Here is an 18,307-nt window from a genome sequence, read left to right as displayed (position 1 = left end):
GCCGACGGCGCGGGCGATGATCGGCCCATGGCCATCCGCATCGGCATTTCCGGCTGGCGCTACAAGCCCTGGCGTGGCGTGTTCTACCCGGCCGGACTGCCGCAGCGGCGGGAACTGGAATACGCCGCGCGCAGCTTCGCCAGCGTCGAGCTCAACGGCTCGTTCTATTCGCTGCAATCGCCGGAAAGCTGGGCGGCGTGGGCCGAGCAGGTACCGCGCGACTTCGTGTTCGCGGTGAAGGGCCCGCGCTAGGTGACCCACATGCTGCGCCTGCGCGGGGCGGAGACGGCATTGGCGAACTTCTTCGCCTCCGGGGTGCTGCAGCTGGGCCGCCACCTCGGGCCATTGCTGTGGCAGCTGCCGCCGTCCATGGCCTACGACCGCCAGGTGCTGGATGCCTTCCTCGGCCTGCTGCCACGCGATACCAGGGCCGCTTTGGCCCTGGCCCGCCGCCACGAACCGGCGCGTATGCGCGGCCGCACTGCCCTCCCGGCCGGCCCGAACCGGCGCCTGCGCCATGCCCTGGAGATCCGCCACGACAGCTTCGACGACCCGGGCTTCGTGCGCCTGCTGCGGCGCCACCGGGTCGCGCTGGTGGTCTCGGACACGCCCGGCCGCTTTCCCTACGCGGAGGACGTCACCGCCGGCTTCATGTACCTACGCCTGCACGGCGACACCGAGCTGTACCGCAGCGGCTACGGCGACGCGGCGCTGGATCGCTGGGCCGCGCGCATCCGGCGCTGGGCCGACGGCGGCGAGCCACGGGACGCGCGCCGCTTCCTGGACGCGCCCGCGCCGGCGGCGAAGCGGCGCGACGTGTACTGCTACTTCGACAACGATGCCAAGGTCCATGCCCCGCTCGACGCCCAGGCGCTGTACGCGCGCCTGGCGCGCTGAGGCCTACACGCCCATGTAGCGGTTGGGCCGGTGGTTGAACGTCAGCACCAGGCTCAGCACCACCGCACCCAGCGCCGAGTACGCGACCTTGGCCGGAGACAGTACCGCCAGCGCCACCGCCATCAGCACCGCGTCGAACGCCAGCTGCACCTTGCCCGCGCTCCAGCCGCGCTCGCGCTGCAGGTACACGGCCAGGATGCCGAGGCCGCCGAGGCTGGCGCGGTGGCGGATGAAGAACAGGATGCCGAGCCCGCACAGCGCCCCGCCAACCAGCGCCGAGAACCAGGTATCCACGTGGGCGTAGCGGATCCAGCGCGGCAGCAGGTCGGTCAGCAGGCCGGTGGCGCCGACCGCGACGAAGGTCTTGAGGGTGAACTCCCAGCCCATGCGCCGCACCGCGATCCAGTAGAACGGCAGGTTGGAGAGCACGAACACCAGGCCGAAGTTCCAGCCCAGCGCGTAGTGCAGCAGCAGGGAGACCCCGGCCATGCCGCCGATCATCACCCCACCCTGCGCGAACAATGACATGCCCAGCGCCGCCACCAGGCTGGCCAGGACCATGCCCTGCACGTCCTCGGCCACGCTGTGGTGGAAGGCCTTGTCGTCGGCGGGGGTGCCCGCCGAGTCGGGCGGCGGGGTCAGCGGGCCGGCGGTGACCACCGCCCCGTCGTCGGGCAGCGCGTCCTGGCCGGGCCGGAGGTCGGAATCGGGGAAGCTCACCGGAAGAGCGCCGCGTGGGGGGGCGCGTATTAGACACCAGGGCCGCGCAGGTTTCATCTGAAACCTGATGCCCGGCCGGGCGTGGGGCCGGGCCGGGGGCTGGCTTCACTACAGCAGCAGCCCGCGCCGGGCCCATGCCGGCCGGCCGCCCGCGGCCGCCGGAAGCGCCCGCCTCAGCGCACCTCGGCGATCTCCACGCCGTCCAGGCCCTGGGACAGGGTGCGGGCGTCGCCGCCCTGGGAGAGCTTGATGCGCAGGCGCACCTCGTTCTGCGAGTCGGCGTAGCGCAGGGCGTCCTCGTAGGAGATCTCGCCGGCCTGGTACAGCTCGAACAGGCTCTGGTCGAAGGTCTTCATGCCCAGGTTGGTCGATTCCTTCATGACCTCCTTGAGCTTGTGGATCTCGCCTTCGCGGATGTAGTCCTGGACCAGCGGCGTGCCCAGCAGGATCTCCATCGCCACCCGGCGGCCCTTGCCGTCCGGGGTCGGGATCAGCTGCTGCGCGACCACCGCCTTGAGGTTCAGCGACAGGTCCATCAGCAGCTGGTTGCGCCGGTCCTCGGGGAAGAAGTTGATGATGCGGTCCATCGCCTGGTTGGCGTTGTTCGCGTGCAGCGTGCACAGCACCAGGTGGCCGGTCTCGGCGAAGGCGATGGCGTGGTCCATGCCCTCGCGGGTGCGCACCTCGCCGATCATGATCACGTCCGGCGCCTGGCGCAGGGTGTTCTTCAGCGCGGCCTCCCAGCTGTCGGTGTCGATGCCGACCTCGCGCTGGGTGACGATGCAGCCCTCGTGCTTGTGCACGAACTCGATCGGGTCCTCGATGGTGATGATGTGCCCGGTCGAGTTCTGGTTGCGGTAGCCGATCATCGCCGCCAGCGAGGTCGACTTGCCGGTGCCGGTGGCGCCGACGAAGATGATGATGCCGCGCTTGGTCATCGCCAGGGTCTTGATGATCGGCGGCAGGTTCAGCTCCTCCACCGTCGGGATCCGGGTCTCGATCCGGCGCAGCACCATGCCCACCTGGTTGCGCTGGTAGAAGCAGGAGACGCGGAAGCGGCCGACGCCGGCCACGCCGATGGCGAAGTTGCACTCGTGGGTCTTCTCGAACTCCTCGCGCTGCGCCGGGGTCATCACGTTGAGGACCATGTCGCGGCTCTGCTGCGGGGTCAGCGGCGTCTGCGTGATCGGCGTGATCTTGCCGTGCACCTTCATCGCCGGCGGCATGCCCGCGGTGATGAACAGGTCCGACGCCTTCTGGTGCGCCATCAGCTTGAGGAACGAGGTGAAATCCATGGTACTCATCGATGGCTCCTGCGGAGCCGGGATTCGTGATTGGTGGATTGGTGGTTCGAAAAAGCGCGGCTGCGCCCCAACTCACCGATCCCGCGTCACGACCCCCGGCCTTGTCGAATCACGAATTACAAATCGCCAATCGCGCGCCTTTCCGGTCACTCGAACAGCCGCTTGTCCTTGGCGTACTCGCGCGCCTGCTGGCGGGTGACCAGGCCCCGCTTGACCAGGTCCTGCAGGTGCTGGTCGAGGGTCATCATTCCGTACTGCTGGCCGGTCTGGATCGCCGAGTACATCTGCGCGACCTTGTCCTCGCGGATCAGGTTGCGGATGGCCGGGGTGCCGACCATGATCTCCCAGGCCGCGGTGCGGCCGCCGCCGACCTTCTTCAGCAGCGCCTGCGAGATCACCGCGCGCAGCGACTCGGACAGCATCGAACGCACCATCGGCTTCTCGCCGGCGGGGAACACGTCGATGATGCGGTCGATGGTCTTGGCCGCCGAGCTGGTGTGCAGGGTGCCGAACACCAGGTGGCCGGTCTCCGCGGCGGTCAGCGCCAGGCGGATGGTCTCCAGGTCGCGCATTTCGCCGACCAGGATGTAGTCCGGGTCCTCGCGCAGCGCCGAGCGCAGGGCCTCGTTGAAGCCGTGGGTGTCGCGGTGCACCTCGCGCTGGTTGATCAGGCACTTCTGCGAGGTGTGGACGAACTCGATCGGGTCCTCGACGGTGAGGATGTGCCCGTACTCGTTCTTGTTGATGTGGTCGATCATCGCCGCCAGCGTGGTCGACTTGCCCGAGCCGGTCGGGCCGGTGACCAGGATCAGGCCCTGCGGCTGGTTGATCAGCTGGCGGAACACCGGCGGGCAGCCCAGGTCCTCCAGGGTCAGGACCTCGGAGGGAATGGTGCGGAACACCGCGCCGGCGCCGCGGTTCTGGTTGAACGCGTTGACGCGGAAGCGGGCCAGCGACGGGATCTCGAACGAGAAGTCGACCTCGAGGAACTCCTCGTAGTCCCGGCGCTGCTTGTCCGACATGATGTCGTACACCAGCGCGTGGACCTGCTTGTGGTCCAGGGCGGGAATGTTGATCCGGCGGACGTCGCCATCCACGCGGATCATCGGCGGCAGGCCGGCGGACAGGTGCAGGTCCGAAGCCTTGTTCTTGACCGAGAAGGCCAGCAGTTCGGCGATATCCATTGCGTGAGTTTTCCCCAGAATTCCCCGGCCGCCCGGCCCCTTGGCGGGCTGGCGTGCGATGTCCCCTTGGCGGCAGTATAGCGCCCCATTCCCCCCTGCCAATCCCGTTGCCGACCGTGTCCCAGCCCGCCCCTTCCGAACGCCTGCAGCAGGTCCTCGCGCGCATCGACGCCGCGGCCCGGGCCGCCGGCCGCCCGCGGCCGCGCCTGCTGGCGGTGTCCAAGCTGCAACCGGCCGAGGCGGTCGCCGCCCTGGCCGCTGCCGGGCAGCTGGCGTTCGGCGAGAACTACGTGCAGGAGGGCGCGGCCAAGCGCCAGGCCCTGGATCCGGCGCTGGACGCCCCCCTGGAGTGGCACCTGATCGGGCACCTGCAGTCGAACAAGGCGGCGCTGGCCGCGCGCACCTTCCACTGGGTGCACAGCATCGACCGCCGCAGCGTGGTCGACGCCCTGGCCGCCAGGCGCGACCCGGACGCGCCGCCGCTGAACGTGCTGCTGCAGGTCAACGTCGAAGGCGAGGCCGGCAAGGCCGGCTGCCGCCCGGACGAGGTGGCGGCGCTGGCCGCGGCGGTGGCCGCGCAGCCGCGCCTGGCACTGCGCGGACTGATGGCGATCCCGGTGCCGCACCCGGACCCGGAGGACCGCCGCCCCGCCTTCCGCGCGATGAAGCAGCTGTTCGACGAGCTGGCCGCGCGCCACCCGGCCGTGGACACGCTGTCGATGGGCATGAGCGACGACTTCGCCGTGGCCATCGCCGAGGGCGCCACCCTGGTGCGCATCGGCACCGCCCTGTTCGGGCCGCGCCCGCCGCGCTGAGGCGCCGCGCGCTGGCGCTAGACTGCGGCTTTTCCCATCGCAGGTGGCGTCGATGTCCTCCATCCCCGATCCGACCGAGCTTCCCACCATCGCCTTCATCGGCGGCGGCAGCATGGCCCGCAGCCTGATCGGCGGCCTGGTCGCGCGCGGCGCCGATCCGGCGCGGATCCGCGTGGCCGAGCCGGTGCCGGCCCTGCGCGAGGCGCTGGCCGCGGACTTCGGGGTGCAGGCGTTCGCCGAGGCGTCCGCGGCGGTGCAAGGCGCCGGGCTGTGGCTGCTGGCGGTCAAGCCGCAGGTCATGCGCGCGGCATGCGCACCGCTGGCCGCGACCGCGGCCGCGGCCAGCCCGCTGGTGGTCTCCATCGCCGCGGGCATCACCGTGGACCGGCTGCGCGAATGGCTCGGCGGCGATGCCACGGTCGTGCGCTGCATGCCCAACACCCCTGCCCTGCTTGGCGCCGGTGTCACCGGCCTGTACGCCGGCCCCGGCGTGGACGCGCGCCGGCGCGCGCAGGCCGAGGCGGTGCTGGCCGCCGCCGGCGCCACGGTGTGGATCGGCGAGGAAACGCTGATGGACGCGGTGACCGCGGTGTCCGGCAGCGGCCCGGCCTACGTGTTCCTGCTGGCCGAGGCGATGCAGGCGGCGGCGCGCGGCGAGGGCCTGGACCCGGAGCAGGCGCGCACCCTGGTCGTGCACACCCTGCTCGGCGCGGCGCGCATGCTGGCCGAGACCGGCGAGCCTGCCGATGAACTGCGCCGGCGCGTGACCTCGCCCGGCGGCACCACCCAGGCGGCGATCGAACGCTTCCAGGCCGACGGCTTCGAGGCCCTGGTCGCGCGCGCGATCCATGCGGCGCGGGTGCGCGGCGCGGAACTGGCGGGAGGCTGAGATGCACGCACGCGCGAGGAAGAGCTGGCTGCTCGCCGCCCTGCTGCCGCTGCTGGCCGGCTGCGGCGGCGAGGCGCCGCAGCCGGCGCAGTTCGTGCCGCCGGCGCCGGCGGTGGCGGAGCTGGATGGACCGCTGCTGGCCCGCTACACCCTGCTGCCAACCCTGGCGCTGGACCCGGCCATGGCGCGCGGCTACGGCATCGAACGCACGCCGGGCAAGGCGCTGCTGCTGGTGGCCCTGCGCCACGACGATGGCGACGGCGACGAACGCCCGGCCGCCGGCCAGGTGCGCGCGCAGGCGCGCGACCTGTCCGGCCGCGTACAGCAGGTGGCGATGCGCGAACTGCGCAGCGGCGGCTACGTCGACCACATCGGCCTGGTCGACATCGCCGCACACGACGTGGTCCGCGTCGACGTCGAGGTACTGGCTGGCGGGCGGGGCCACCGGTTCGATTTTCAGCGCAACTTCTAGTGCGTTTGCATCGCCTCGCTGCTGCACGTTAAGGTCGGCAGCGGGAGCGTCGGCGCGGCATCCGCCCGCGGCGACAAGGGGGGGAACAAGTTGCTGGCCGCATGGCGCCTTCGCGCCAGCGGGCCGCCGTCCGGCGTGCCCGTGCGGCCGGTTGGGGATCATGGGCCGCGCCTGCGGCCACCTTGGGGACGCTTTCAATGCAAAAGACGTTGATTCTGCCCGGCCTGCTGCTGGGCCTGGCCTTCGCCTCCAACGCCGTCGCAGCCGATTGCCCGACGCTGCCGCAAGGCGCCGGCGTGCAGTGGGAGGAAACCGAGGGGAAGAGCTACAAGGTCTGCCGCGCCATCGACCAGGACGGCACCCAGCTGCTGGGGGTGATGTTCACCGACAGCGAGCCGCTGAAGCTGCGCCGCCGCAACCGGGTCGAGGAAGGCTGGGTCGGCCAGCACGTGGTGGTGTGGTACCGCCCCGAGATCGCCGAGGCCGGCGCGGCCGAGAAGCGGATCACCGTGGTCGAGCTGGATGAGGACCGCTACGCCCAGATCTGGCTGGACGCCAACGACCCGGACCAGCTGCGGCGGGCGATGAACCTGGCGCAGCAGCTTTACCTGCACTGAGCCGTCCCTGGCGCCGGCCACGGCCGGCGCCAGGCCTGCACCCGCGGCTAGAAGCGCCCTTCCTGGAAGTCGACGAAGGCCTGCATCAGCTCCTGGCGGGTGTTCATCACGAACGGGCCGTAGCGGGCCACCGGTTCGCGCAGCGGGCGGCCGGCGACCAGGATCAGCCGCGCCGGCGTCGCGCCGGCGCGCAGCACCAGGCGGGTGCCGCCGCCGAGCACGCCCAGCTCGCTGGTTTCCAGCAGGCGTGCGTCCCCGCCCTCGCCCACCGTGGCCTGTCCTTCGAACACGTAGGCGAAGGCGTTATGGCCCGCGGCCAGTTCGTATTCCCACGCGCTGCCGGCAGCCAGGATGATGTCCAGGTACAGGGGATCGGTGGCCGGCTGCCGGATCGGGCCTTCGACGCCGCCGGCCCGGCCGGCGATCACCCTGACCTCCACGCCCGCGGCCGGATGCGCCACCGGAATGCGCTCGGCGCCGAATTCCTGGTAGCGCGGATCGGTCATCTTCTCGCGCGCCGGCAGGTTCACCCACAGCTGGAAGCCGCGCATGCGCCCGGACTCCTGCTCGGGCATCTCCGAATGCACCAGGCCGCGGCCGGCGGTCATCCACTGCACGCCGCCGGAGGTCAGCAGGCCTTGGTTGCCGTGGTTGTCACGGTGGCGCATGCGCCCGTCAAGCATGTAGGTGACGGTCTCGAAGCCGCGGTGCGGATGGTCCGGGAAGCCGGCGATGTAGTCCTCGGCCCGGTCGGTGCCGAACTCGTCCAGCAGCAGGAACGGGTCCAGGTCCGGCAGCTCCGGGCCGCCGATGACGCGGGTCAGGCGCACGCCGGCACCGTCGGAAGTAGGCAGGCCACGGACCTTGCGCAGCACGCGGACGGATTCGACCTGCGGATGGATGCTCATGGTGTTCTCCGGGTTGGATTGCACGGGAGCATGGGGCCCGCGGCCGCGGCCCGAAACCGGGCCTGCGGCGAAGAACCGTTGCGAAAGTGGAACGATTACAGAAAAAGACCCGCCGCCGTTTCAGCTATTGTCCTGCAGCGCCAGCTGCATGTCGCGCTGGCGCCGCTTGTCCTCGCGGTACATCAGCCACCAGCCGACCACCGCCGCCAGCGACACGGCCATCATCAGCAGGGTGGCCAGGGCGTTGATCTTGGGACTCACGCCCAGCCGCACCGAGGAGAAGATCTTGATCGGCAGGGTGGTCGATTCCGGGCCGGAGACGAAGCTGGCGATCACCACGTCGTCCAGCGACAGGGTGAAGGCCAGCAGCCAGCCGGAGACCAAGGCCGGGGCGATGATCGGCAGGGTGATCAGGAAGAACACCTTCAGCCGGTTGGCGCCCAGGTCCATGGCCGCCTCCTCCAGCGAGCGGTCCAGCTCCTGCAGGCGCGAGGACACCACCACGGTCACGAAGGACACGGTGAGGGTCACGTGCGCGATCCAGATCGCGACCATGCCCTTGGACGGCAGGCCCAGCGCACCGCCCACCGAGACCAGCATCAGCAGGATCGACAGGCCGATGATCACCTCCGGCATCACCAGCGGCGCGGTGACCAGGGCGCCGAACAGGGTCTTGCCGGGGAAGCGGCGGAACCGGGTCATCACCATCGCGCCGAGGGTGCCGATCACGGTGGCCGCGGTCGCGGTCCAGAACGCGATGCGCAGGCTGACCCAGGCCGCGTCCAGCATCTGCCGGTCGCGCATCAGCTCGCCGTACCACTTCACCGAGAACCCGGCCCAGACCGTGGCCAGGCGCGAGGAATTGAAGGAGTACACCACCAGCAGCACGATCGGCAGGTACAGGAAGGCGAAGCCCAGCACGAGCACCGCCCAGCGCAGCATGCGCATGCCCAGGGAGTCGTTCATGCCAGCCGGCCCTCCAGGGTGCGCTGCTGGGAGCGGTTGAAGACCAGGATCGGCACCAGCAGCAGGAGCAGCATCACGATCGCCACCGCCGAGGCCGCCGGCCAGTCGCGGTTGTTGAAGAACTCGCCCCACAGCACCCGGCCGATCATCAGCGTGTCCGGGCCGCCGAGCATCTCCGGGATCACGAACTCGCCCACGGTCGGGATCATCACCAGCATGCAGCCGGCGATGATGCCCGAGCGCGACAGCGGCAGGGTGATGCGCACGAACGCCTTCCACGGCCGCGCACCGAGGTCGTAGGCGGCCTCCAGCAGGCGGTGGTCGAGCTTCACCAGGTTGGCGTACAGCGGCAGGATCATGAACGGCAGGTAGCAGTAGACGATGCCGATGTAGGCCGCCAGCGGGGTGTAGAGGATGCGCAGCGGCGCGTCGACCAGCCCGGTCCACAGCAGGAAGCGGTTGAGGATGCCGTTGGCGTCGAGGATGCCGATCCAGGCGTAGACCCGGATCAGGAACGAGGTCCACGACGGCAGCACCACCGCCATCAGCGCGATGTTGCGGGTGGCCGGCTTCATCCGCGCGATGAAGTAGGCCATCGGGTAGCCGATCAGCAGGCACAGCACGGTGGAGACCACCGCAATCCTGATCGAGCTGAGGTAGGCCAGGCCGTACTGCGGGTCGGTGAACAGCGCCGCGTAGTTGCCCAGGTTCAGGCGCAGGTGCAGCGCCTTGTCCACCACCTCCACGATGGGCGTGTACGGCGGCATGGCGATGGCCAGCCGCGAGAAGGAGATCTTCAGCACGATCAGGAACGGGATCGCGAAGAAGAACAGCAGCCACAGGAAGGGGATGGCGATCACCGCCCACCGCCCCGAGGGCAGGTACCTGGCCAGCGCGCGCATGTTCATGACAGCAGCACCACGCCGTCGCTGTCGCGCCACCACACCCAGACCTCGTCGTTCCAGGTCAGGTCGTCGCTGGCCCAGCGCTGCTGGTTGGCGAAGTTGACCAGCAGCTTGGAGCCGCTGGGCAGGCGCACGTGGAACACCGAGTGGCTGCCGAAGTAGGCGATGTCCTCGATGATGCCGCGGGCCTTGTTGTACTGCTGGTCCGGCTCGGACTTGCCGATGCCCAGCTTCTCCGGGCGCAGCGCGAACGACACCGGCTGGCCCTCGAAGCCGGTGATGCCGTGGCCGATGTAGATCGGGGCATCGAACGCCGGGGTGCGCAGGGTGACGTAGTCCGGCTGGTCGTCGTCGATCACCGCGTCCACCAGGTTGACCGAGCCGATGAATTCGGCGGCGAAGCGGTTGGCCGGCTGCTCGTAGATCTCGTCCGGCTTGCCGACCTGCTGGATCCAGCCCTGGTCCATCAGCGCGATGCGGCTGGCCATGGTCATCGCCTCCTCCTGGTCGTGGGTGACCATCACGCAGGTCACCCCGGAGGACTCGATGATGTTGACCAGCTCCAGCTGCATGCGCGAGCGCAGCTTCTTGTCCAGCGCGCCCATCGGCTCGTCCAGCAGCAGCAGCTTCGGCCCCTTGGCCAGCGAGCGGGCCAGGGCCACGCGCTGCTGCTGGCCGCCGGACAGCTGGTGCGGCTTGCGCTTGGCCAGCTTGCCCAGCTGCACCAGCTCCAGCATCTCCCCCACCCGCTTGCGGATGGCGTCGCGCGACAGGCCGTCCTGCTTGAGGCCGAAGGCGATGTTCTGCTCCACGGTCATGTGCGGGAACAGGGCGTAGGACTGGAACATCATGTTGATCGGCCGCTCGTACGGCGGCAGGTCGTTCATGACCTCCCCGTCCAGCACGATGCGGCCGCGGGTCGGCCGCTCGAACCCGGCCAGGCAGCGCAGCAGGGTGGACTTGCCGCTGCCCGAGCCGCCCAGCAGGGCGAAGATCTCGCCCTTGCGGATCTCCAGGCTGACGTCGTCCACGGCGACGAAGCCGTCGAATTCCTTGCGCACGTTCTCGATGCGCAGGTACCCGGCCGGGTCGCCACCGGGGGCGGGAGTCGGGTTAGCGCGTTCGGGGCTTGACGCCATGTTTACTCCATTGGCAGGCATGGGGGCGGGCCGCCGCGGCGGCCCGCACCTGCGGTTGCGTGCAGCCTAGCGGCCGCTCTTCAGTTCGGTCCAGATCCGGGTGTACAGGCGGTCCACTTCCGGCGGCACCACCGCCAGCATGAACAGCTTCCCGGCCACTTCCGGCGGCGGGTAGATGGTCGGGTCGTTGCGGATTTCCTCGTCCACCTGCTCCAGCGAGGCCGGCACCGGGTTGGGAAAGCTGACGTAGTTGGTGTTGCTGGCGGCCACGTCCGGGCGCAGCAGGTAGTCGATGAAGGCGTAGGCCTGGTCGATGTTCTTCGCGTCCCTGGGGATGGCCAGCATGTCGAAGAACAGCGGCGCGCCCTCCTTCGGGATCGCGTAGGCCACCTTGACCCCGTTGCCGGCCTCCTCGGCGCGGTCGCGGGCCTGCAGCACGTCGCCGGACCAGCCCATCACCAGGCAGGCGCTGCCGTTGGCCAGGGCGTCGATGTACTGGCTGGAGTGGAAGGTGCGGATGTAGGGCCGGATCTTCGCCAGCAGCGCCGCGCCCTTGCGGATCACCTGCGGGTCGTGGCTGTTCGGGTCCTCGCCCAGGTAGGCCAGCGCCGCCGGGATCGCCTCGCTCGGCGTGTCCAGCAGCATCACCCCGCAGTGCGCCAGCTTCGAGACCTTGTCCGGGTCGAACAGCAGGCTCCAGCTGTCGGCCACCTCGGCGCTGCCGAAGGCCTCCACCACCTTGTCGACGTTGTAGCCGATGCCGGTGGTGCCCCACAGGTAGGGCACGGCGTACTGGTTGCCGGGGTCCTGGATCGCGATGCGCTCCATCAGCGCCGGGTCCAGCCCGGATTAGTTCTCCAGCCGCGACTTGTCCAGCGGCTGGAACACCCCGGCCTGGATCTGCCGGCCGAGGAACTGCAGCGAGGGCACGACCACGTCGAAGCCCGAGCCGCCGGCCAGCAGCTTGGCCTCCAGCAGCTCGTTGCTGTCGAACATCCCGTAGGTGACCTTGATCCCGGTCTCGCGCTCGAAGCCGGGGATGGTGTCCTCGGCGATGTAGTCGGACCAGTTGTAGACGTGCACCACCCCGGCCGCGGCGGGCCTGGCCCCGTCCCCGCCGGCTTCCCCCCCGGCCCCGCCGCATCCGGCCAGCCCGAGCACCACTACCAGACAGCCCAGCAATCCAGACTTGCACGTACCCATCGCATCCCCTTTGCCCCGCAGGGCCTGTGGTGATCCCCGACTCCATGGCGGCGGACGGCGGCCGGATTGCTCCGGCTGCCGCCCGGCCAGGGCCGCGGCCTCCGACGGATGCGCGGGCCGGGCGCCACCCCGCGGGCGGCGCCGGCCGCAGGGCTTACTTGCCCTGCTTGATCTCCGTCCAGAGCCGCGTGTACAGCCTGTCCGTCTCCGGCGAGTTGATCGCGTAGGTGAACATCTTCGCGGCCACCTCCTCCGGCGGGTAGATCGTGGGATCGTTGCGGATCTCCTCGTCCACCAGCGGGGTCGCGGCGCTCACCGGGTTGGCGTAATGGATGTAATTGGTGTTGTTGGCGGCCACCTGCGGGTCGAGCAGGTAGTTGATGAACGCGTGCGCGTTCTGCGGGTGCTTCGCATCGGCCGGGATGGCCAGCATGTCGAACCACTGCGGGGCGCCTTCCTTCGGGATCGAGTAGGCGACGTTGACGCCGTTCTCGGCCTCCTCGGCGCGGTCGCGGGCCTGGATGATGTCGCCCGACCAGCCCACCGCCAGGCAGATGCTGCCGTTGGCCAGGGCGCTGACGTACTGGCTGGAATGGAAGTTCTGCACGTACGGGCGGATCGACTTGATCAGGCCGGCCGCCTTCTGCAGCTTCTCCGGGTCGCCGCTGTGCGGGTCCTCGCCCAGGTAGTGCAGCGCGATCGGGAGCATGTCCGCCGGGGTATCCAGCAGGGTCACGCCGCAGTCCTTCAGCTTGCTGATGTTCTCCGGCTTGAACACGATGTCCCAGCTGTTGGCGACCTCGGTGGAACCGAAGATCTCGGTGATCTTGTCCACGTTGTAGCCGATGCCGGTGGTGCCCATCATGTAGGGCACGCCGTACTCGTTGCCCGGATCCTGGCCGGCGATGCGCTCCAGGATCTTCGGGTCGATGTTGGCCAGGTTCGGGATCTTGCCCTTGTCGAGCTTCATGAACACGCCGGCCTGGATCTGGCGGCCGAAGAAGTTCAGGGTCGGGACCACCACGTCGTAGCCGCTGGAACCGGCCAGCAGCTTGGTCTCCAGCACCTCGTCGCTGTCGTAGACGTCGTAGGTGACGCGGATGCCGGTCTGCTCCTGGAAGCCGGGGATGGTCTCCTCGGCGATGTAGTCGGAGTAGTTGTAGACGTTGAGGACCTTCTCCTCGCCGCCATCGCCCGGCCCCTGCGCGGCATCGTCCTTGCCGCCACAGGCGGCAAGCAGGGTGGCGGCAATGCCCAGGGAGAGCAGGCGGAGCTTCATCGCAGGTTCCTCGGAGGAAGGGGAGTTCAGGTGGTTCAGGTTAGCGCTGGCGGGGGGCTTTGCCCATCCCTTTTCAGCGGCCGATCGCCTCGGCGGTCTCGTCCAGGGCCTTCCAGGCCTTGTCGAACAGCTCGTCGACCTGCCCGCGGTCCAGGACCAGGGGCGGCGACAGCAGCATGGAGTCGTAGGTGGCGCGCAGGATCAGGCCGTGGCGCAGGGCGATGTCCCGGCACAGGCCGCCGACCTTGCCGCGCTCCGGGAAGAACGCCCGCCGGCGCTTGTCCGGGACCAGCTCCAGGGCGCCCATGAAGCCCACGATCCGGGCCTCGCCCACCAGCCGGTGCTGGCCCAGCTCGGCCCAGCGCTGGGCCAGGTAGGGGGCGACCTCCTCGCGGGCGCGCTCGACGATTTGCTCGTCGCGCATGATCCGCAGGTTCTCCAGGGCCACCGCGGCGCACACCGGGTGGCCGGAATAGGTCGCGCCATGGGCCAGCTCGCCGCCGGCCTCCTTGAGCACCCCCGCCACCCGGTCGTTGAACAGGGCCGCGCCCAGCGGGATGTAGCCGGAGGTGATGCCCTTGGCGATGGTCATCACGTCCGGCTGGAAGCCGAAATGCTGGCAGCCGAACCACTGCCCGGTGCGGCCGAAGCCGCAGATCACCTCGTCGGCCACCAGCAGCACGTCGTACTGGCGGCAGATCCGCTCGACCTCCTTCCAGTAGCTCATCGGCGGGATGTAGACGCCGATGGCGCCCATGACCGGCTCGCCGATGAAGGCGGCCACCCGCTCCGGCCCCAGCTCCAGGATCTTCTGTTCCAGGCGGCGGGCGGCGGCGATGCCGTACTCCTCCTCCGACAGGTCGCCGCCATCGGCGAACCAGAACGGCGGGTCGATGTGGTGGATGTCCGGGATCGGCAGCCCGCCCTGCTCGTGCATGCCCTTCATCCCGCCCAGGCTGGCGCCGGCCACGGTGGTGCCGTGGTAGCCGTTGTGGCGGCCGATGAAGATGTTCTTCTGCGGCTGGTCCTGCACCGCCCAGAAGTGGCGCACCAGGCGCAGGATGGTGTCGTTGGCCTCCGAGCCGGAGTTGACGAAGAAGGCGTGGTTGACGTCCCCGGGGGCCAGCTCGGCCAGCTGCGCGGCCAGGCGGATGGTCGGCTCGGTGGTGCACTGGAAGAAGCTGTTGTAGTAGGCCAGCTGCTCCATCTGCCGGGCCGCGGCCTGGCCCAGCTCCTTGCGGCCGTAGCCGATGTTCACGCACCACAGGCCGGCGAAGGCGTCCAGCAGCCTGTTGCCCTCCGCGTCCCAGACGTAGCAGCCCTCGCCGCGCACCAGCACCCGGGTTCCGCGCTTGGCCAGGGCAGCGTTGTCGTTGAACGGGTGCAGGTGGTGGGCGGCGTCCAGGCGCTGCAGTTCGGGCAGGTCGATCGGGGCCATGCGGCGGGGTTCCTCGGGTTGTCGGGCCACGCGCCAGCCGGCGGCGCGCGGCGGGTCAGACGTTCAGCAGCAGGAACTCGCGTTCCCAGGAGCTGATCACGCGGAAGAAGGTCTCGTATTCCTTGCGCTTGACCGAGACGTAGGCGCGCACGAAGCGCGGCCCCAGCAGGGTCGCCAGCGGGGTACAGGTCTCCAGCTCGTCCAGCGCCTCGCCCAGCGAGCGCGGCAGGTCGTAGCCCAGCTCCTTGGCGCTGACCTCGGTCGGCCCGGTCGGGGTGAGCTTTTCGCGGATGCCCAGCAGGCCGCAGGCCAGGGTCGCGGCCATGGCCAGGTACGGATTGGCGTCGGAGCCGGCGAAGCGGCTCTCCACCCGCTGGTTTTCCGGGGTGTCCATCGGCACGCGCAGGCCGCAGGTGCGGTTGTCGTAGCCCCAGCGCACGTTGCTGGGCGAGACCTCGCCGAACATCAGCCGGCGGTAGGAGTTCACGTTCGGGGCGAAGAACGCCATCGCCATCGGCACGTACTTCTGCAGGCCGGCCAGGTAGTGGCCGAACACCTCGCTGAACTCGCCGGGTTTCTTCCCGGTGAACACGTTGCGGCCCCTGCGGTCCACCAGGCTCTGGTGGATGTGCATGGCGCTGCCCGGCTCGGTCTCCATCGGCTTGGCCAGGAAGGTGGCGTACACGCCGTGGCGCATCGCCGCCTCGCGCATGGTGCGCTTGAACAGGAACACCTGGTCGGCCAGCGACAGCGCGCCGGCGTGGGTGAAGTTGACCTCCAGCTGCGCCGCGCCGGACTCGTGGATCAGGGTGTCCACGTCCAGCTCCATCGCGTCGCAGTAGTCGTACATCAGGTCCAGGATCGGGTCGAACTCGTTGACCGCGTCGATCGAGTACGACTGCCGCGCCGTCTCCGGGCGGCCGGAACGGCCGGCCGGCGGCAGCAGCGGGAAGTCCGGGTCGGTGTTCTTCTGCACCAGGAAGAACTCCAGCTCCGGCGCGACCACCGGCTGCAGCCCTTCCTTCTCGTACTCGGCCAGCACCCGGCGCAACACGTTGCGCGGGGCCAGCTCGTGCGGATGGCCGTCCTTGGTGTAGCATTCGTGGATGATCTGGGCGGTCGGGTCGGTGGCCCAGGGCACCATCCGCACCGTGTCCGGATCCGGCCGCAGCAGCATGTCCGAATCCGAGGGCGAGGTCAGTTCGTAGTAGTCGTCCGGGTAGTCGCCGGTGACGGTGGTGGCGAAGATGCCTTCCGGCAGGCGGGTGCCGTAGTCGTGGCTGAACTTGTCGGCCGGGATGATCTTGCCGCGCGCGTTGCCGGTGATGTCCGGCACCAGGCACTCCACCTCGGTGATGTGCCGCTCCTTGAGCCAGCGCCGCAGCGAGTTCTCCTGCTGCTGCTCGGCGGTGGCCTCGGGTTTTCGGGTGCGTCTGCGTGTACTCATGCGGTTGTCCGGATGCGTTCGGGAGCCGGCGGGGCGGCGCGGCGTCCGGCCCAGGCCCGGCAGGCATCGCCGAACGCGCGGAAGATCGCCAGGTAGAAGGGATTGGACGCGACCTGCCACTCGGGATGCCACTGCACGCCCAGCAGGAAGCCGGGACCGGTGCCGCGGAAGGCCTCGACCAGGCCGTCCGGGGCGGTGGCTTCCACCACCAGGCCGTCGGCGAGCCGGGCGATGCCCTGCCCATGCAGCGAGTTCACCCGCACCCGCCCGGCGCCGGCCAGCGAGGCCAGCAGCCCGCCGGGCGCCAGGTCGATGTCGTGCGAGGGGCCGTACTGGATTTCCAGCAGATCCTCGAGGTTCTCGCGGTGGTCCATCATGCCGGGCACCTCGTGCACCTTCTGGTGCAGCCGCCCGCCCAGGGCCACGTTGACCTCCTGCAGGCCGCGGCAGATCGCCAGCACCGGCAGGCCCATGGCGATCGCGCGCGGGGCCAGGGCCAGGGTGTTGGCGTCGCGGGCCGGATCGTGGAGGTTGCCCTCCCAGCTGGACTCGTCGCTGTAGTGGTGCGGCTCGATGTTGCTGACCGCGCCGGTGAGCAGCAGGCCATCCAGCCGCGACAGCCAGGCATCCGGATCCAGCGGCGGATCCAGCGAGGGCATCAGGACCGGGGTCGCGCCGGCGCCTTCGACCACCGCGCGCACGTACTTCTCGCCGGCGGCGAGGAACGGGTGCGCTCCGATCAGTTTGCGGTCGGTGGGCAGTCCGACCAGCGGCGTCAGGGCCATGCGAGCAGCGTCCGATGGCGTTCCGGCAACTTACCCCGGGCGTTTTATTTTTACAACACGGCCCGGCCCGCATCCCGCACCACGGCGGTGCATGGACCCGGTGCGGCGTTGAGTATTCTTGACGACCGGACCGCTGTTACCCTCGTCCCGTCCCGCCGAGGTCCCGTCATGACCCCTCCGTCCGCCCCTGCCCTCCCCGCCGCCGACCTGGCCACCCTGCAGGCCATGGAGGGCGCGGCCGACGCCCATGTCGACCTGCTGCTGCCGGACGCCAACGGCGTGCTGCGCGGCAAGCGGGTCCCGGCCTCGGCGCTTGGCAAGGTGTACGCCAATGGCGTGTGCCTGCCGATGTCGCTGGTGGCCGCCGACATCCGCGGCAACACCGTGGAGGAAACCGGGCTGGGCTACGACATCGGCGACGAGGACCGGATCTGCCGCCCGATCCCCGGCAGCCTGCGCCCGGTGCCGTGGTCGCCACGGCCGGCGCTGCAGCTGCTGCTGCAGATGGAGGACGGCAACGGCGGCTGGTTCGAGGCGCATCCGCGGCGGGTCCTGCAGCGGGTGCTGGAGCGCTTTGCCGCGGCCGGACTGACCCCGGTGCTGGCGGTGGAACTGGAGTTCTACCTGTTCGACCGCCTGCCCGATGCCGACGGCCGCCCGCAGCCCACGTCCAACCCCGCCAGCGGGCGCCGCAACGACAGCACCCAGGTCTACTCGATCGACGACCTGGACGAGAACGCCGACTTCATCCACGCCGTGGCCAGCGCCTGCCGCGCCCAGGGCATCCCCGCCGACACCGCGGTGGCCGAGTACGCGCCGGGCCAGTTCGAGATCAACCTCGGCCACCGCGCCGACGCCCTGGCCGCCTGCGACGACGCGGTGCTGCTCAAGCGCGTGATCAAGGCCATCGCCCAGCAGCACGGCGCGCTGGCCAGCTTCATGGCCAAGCCGCTGGCCGGGCAGGCCGGCAGCGGCATGCACCTGCACGTGAGCCTGCTGGACCGCGAGGGCCGCAACGTGTTCGCCTGCACCCCGGATGCGCCGGCCGATGCGCTGCGCCACGCCGTGGCCGGACTGCAGGCCAGCGCGCGCGACAACCTGCTGCTGTTCGCGCCGCACGCCAACAGCTACCGCCGCTTCGTCGCCAACGCCTTCGTCCCGCTCAACGACAGCTGGGGCTTCAACAACCGCACCGTGGCCCTGCGCATCCCGCACAGCGACCCGGCCAACACCCGCATCGAGCACCGCATCGCCGGCGCCGACGCCAATCCCTACCTGGTCGCCGCGGCGGTGCTGGCCGGGATCCTGCACGGGCTGGAAACCCGCCAGGATCCGGGCC

16 protein-coding genes and 2 pseudogenes are annotated in these 18,307 nt (G+C 70.0%); 6 read left to right on the top strand and 12 right to left on the bottom strand.

Features of this window, described 5'->3' with window-relative positions; all coding sequences use genetic code 11:
- Positions 1–27: 27 nt before the first annotated feature.
- Positions 28–897: pseudogene (locus B351_RS16880) on the top strand (DUF72 domain-containing protein).
- Positions 898–900: 3 nt separating this feature from the next.
- Here B351_RS16880 and B351_RS0113730 read toward each other — a convergent pair.
- From B351_RS0113730 to B351_RS0113720, 3 genes are all read right to left on the bottom strand, one after another.
- A complete protein-coding gene (locus B351_RS0113730) occupies positions 901–1,575 on the bottom strand; it encodes a YitT family protein (RefSeq protein WP_026010725.1) in 675 nt (224 codons plus the stop codon).
- Between the two features lie 215 nt (positions 1,576–1,790).
- Positions 1,791–2,921 (bottom strand): PilT/PilU family type 4a pilus ATPase, encoded by a 1,131-nt coding sequence (locus B351_RS0113725; RefSeq protein WP_026010724.1) that lies wholly within the window; start codon positions 2,919–2,921, stop codon positions 1,791–1,793.
- A 146-nt stretch (positions 2,922–3,067) separates the two neighbouring features.
- Entirely contained in the window at positions 3,068–4,105 is a 1,038-nt protein-coding gene (locus B351_RS0113720) for a type IV pilus twitching motility protein PilT (protein ID WP_019399613.1), read from the bottom strand.
- Between the two features lie 107 nt (positions 4,106–4,212).
- Here B351_RS0113720 and B351_RS0113715 point away from each other — a divergent pair, with 107 nt between their 5' ends.
- The 4 genes from B351_RS0113715 to B351_RS0113700 all read left to right on the top strand — a co-directional run bounded on the left by B351_RS0113715 (position 4,213) and on the right by B351_RS0113700 (position 6,898).
- Positions 4,213–4,920, top strand: coding sequence for a YggS family pyridoxal phosphate-dependent enzyme (locus B351_RS0113715; RefSeq protein ID WP_019399612.1), 708 nt, complete (start codon positions 4,213–4,215; stop codon positions 4,918–4,920).
- Between the two features lie 52 nt (positions 4,921–4,972).
- Complete coding sequence (gene proC, locus B351_RS0113710) at positions 4,973–5,809, top strand: pyrroline-5-carboxylate reductase (RefSeq protein WP_019399611.1); 837 nt, start codon at positions 4,973–4,975, stop codon at positions 5,807–5,809.
- A 1-nt stretch (position 5,810) separates the two neighbouring features.
- Complete coding sequence (locus B351_RS0113705) at positions 5,811–6,281, top strand: DUF4426 domain-containing protein (RefSeq protein WP_039731665.1); 471 nt, start codon at positions 5,811–5,813, stop codon at positions 6,279–6,281.
- 197 nt (positions 6,282–6,478) lie between these two features.
- On the top strand, positions 6,479–6,898 hold the full coding sequence (locus B351_RS0113700) for a hypothetical protein (protein WP_039731664.1): 420 nt from the start codon (positions 6,479–6,481) through the stop codon (positions 6,896–6,898).
- A 47-nt stretch (positions 6,899–6,945) separates the two neighbouring features.
- On the opposite strand, the gene B351_RS0113695 is transcribed toward B351_RS0113700, so the two are convergent.
- The 9 genes and pseudogenes from B351_RS0113695 to B351_RS0113655 form a co-directional block, all read right to left on the bottom strand.
- Positions 6,946–7,806 (bottom strand): pirin family protein, encoded by an 861-nt coding sequence (locus B351_RS0113695; RefSeq protein ID WP_019399608.1) that lies wholly within the window; start codon positions 7,804–7,806, stop codon positions 6,946–6,948.
- 120 nt (positions 7,807–7,926) lie between these two features.
- Positions 7,927–8,772: an ABC transporter permease subunit gene (locus B351_RS0113690; protein ID WP_019399607.1), complete on the bottom strand. Its 846-nt coding sequence runs from the start codon at positions 8,770–8,772 to the stop codon at positions 7,927–7,929.
- The gene (locus B351_RS0113685; protein ID WP_019399606.1) at positions 8,769–9,680 is read right to left on the bottom strand and encodes an ABC transporter permease subunit; all 912 of its coding nucleotides are present in this window, start codon (positions 9,678–9,680) and stop codon (positions 8,769–8,771) included. Before B351_RS0113685 ends, B351_RS0113690 begins: the two co-directional genes overlap by 4 nt.
- Positions 9,677–10,816: an ABC transporter ATP-binding protein gene (locus B351_RS0113680; RefSeq protein WP_026010722.1), complete on the bottom strand. Its 1,140-nt coding sequence runs from the start codon at positions 10,814–10,816 to the stop codon at positions 9,677–9,679. Before B351_RS0113680 ends, B351_RS0113685 begins: the two co-directional genes overlap by 4 nt.
- A gap of 66 nt (positions 10,817–10,882) precedes the next feature.
- Positions 10,883–12,019, bottom strand: a pseudogene (locus tag B351_RS16875) (polyamine ABC transporter substrate-binding protein).
- A 154-nt stretch (positions 12,020–12,173) separates the two neighbouring features.
- Positions 12,174–13,298, bottom strand: a complete 1,125-nt coding sequence (locus tag B351_RS0113670) for a polyamine ABC transporter substrate-binding protein (RefSeq protein ID WP_019399602.1) — start codon at positions 13,296–13,298, stop codon at positions 12,174–12,176.
- A 73-nt stretch (positions 13,299–13,371) separates the two neighbouring features.
- A complete protein-coding gene (locus tag B351_RS0113665) occupies positions 13,372–14,736 on the bottom strand; it encodes an aspartate aminotransferase family protein (RefSeq protein WP_019399601.1) in 1,365 nt (454 codons plus the stop codon).
- Between the two features lie 55 nt (positions 14,737–14,791).
- Positions 14,792–16,183, bottom strand: coding sequence for a glutamine synthetase family protein (locus tag B351_RS0113660; RefSeq protein ID WP_019399600.1), 1,392 nt, complete (start codon positions 16,181–16,183; stop codon positions 14,792–14,794).
- Entirely contained in the window at positions 16,180–16,968 is a 789-nt protein-coding gene (locus B351_RS0113655; RefSeq protein WP_019399599.1) for a gamma-glutamyl-gamma-aminobutyrate hydrolase family protein, read from the bottom strand. The genes B351_RS0113660 and B351_RS0113655 overlap by 4 nt, the downstream gene beginning before the upstream one ends.
- Positions 16,969–17,136: 168 nt before the next feature.
- On the opposite strand from B351_RS0113655, the gene B351_RS0113650 reads away from it, so the two are divergent.
- Positions 17,137–18,307, top strand: a 1,171-nt coding sequence (locus B351_RS0113650) for a glutamine synthetase family protein (protein WP_019399598.1), incomplete at its 3' end; no start/stop codon positions are given.

The sequence above is a fragment of the Pseudoxanthomonas sp. GW2 genome, assembly GCF_000283075.1.
Taxonomy (GTDB): Bacteria; Pseudomonadota; Gammaproteobacteria; order Xanthomonadales; family Xanthomonadaceae; genus Pseudoxanthomonas.
This window is presented reverse-complemented; position numbering and strand designations above follow the sequence as displayed.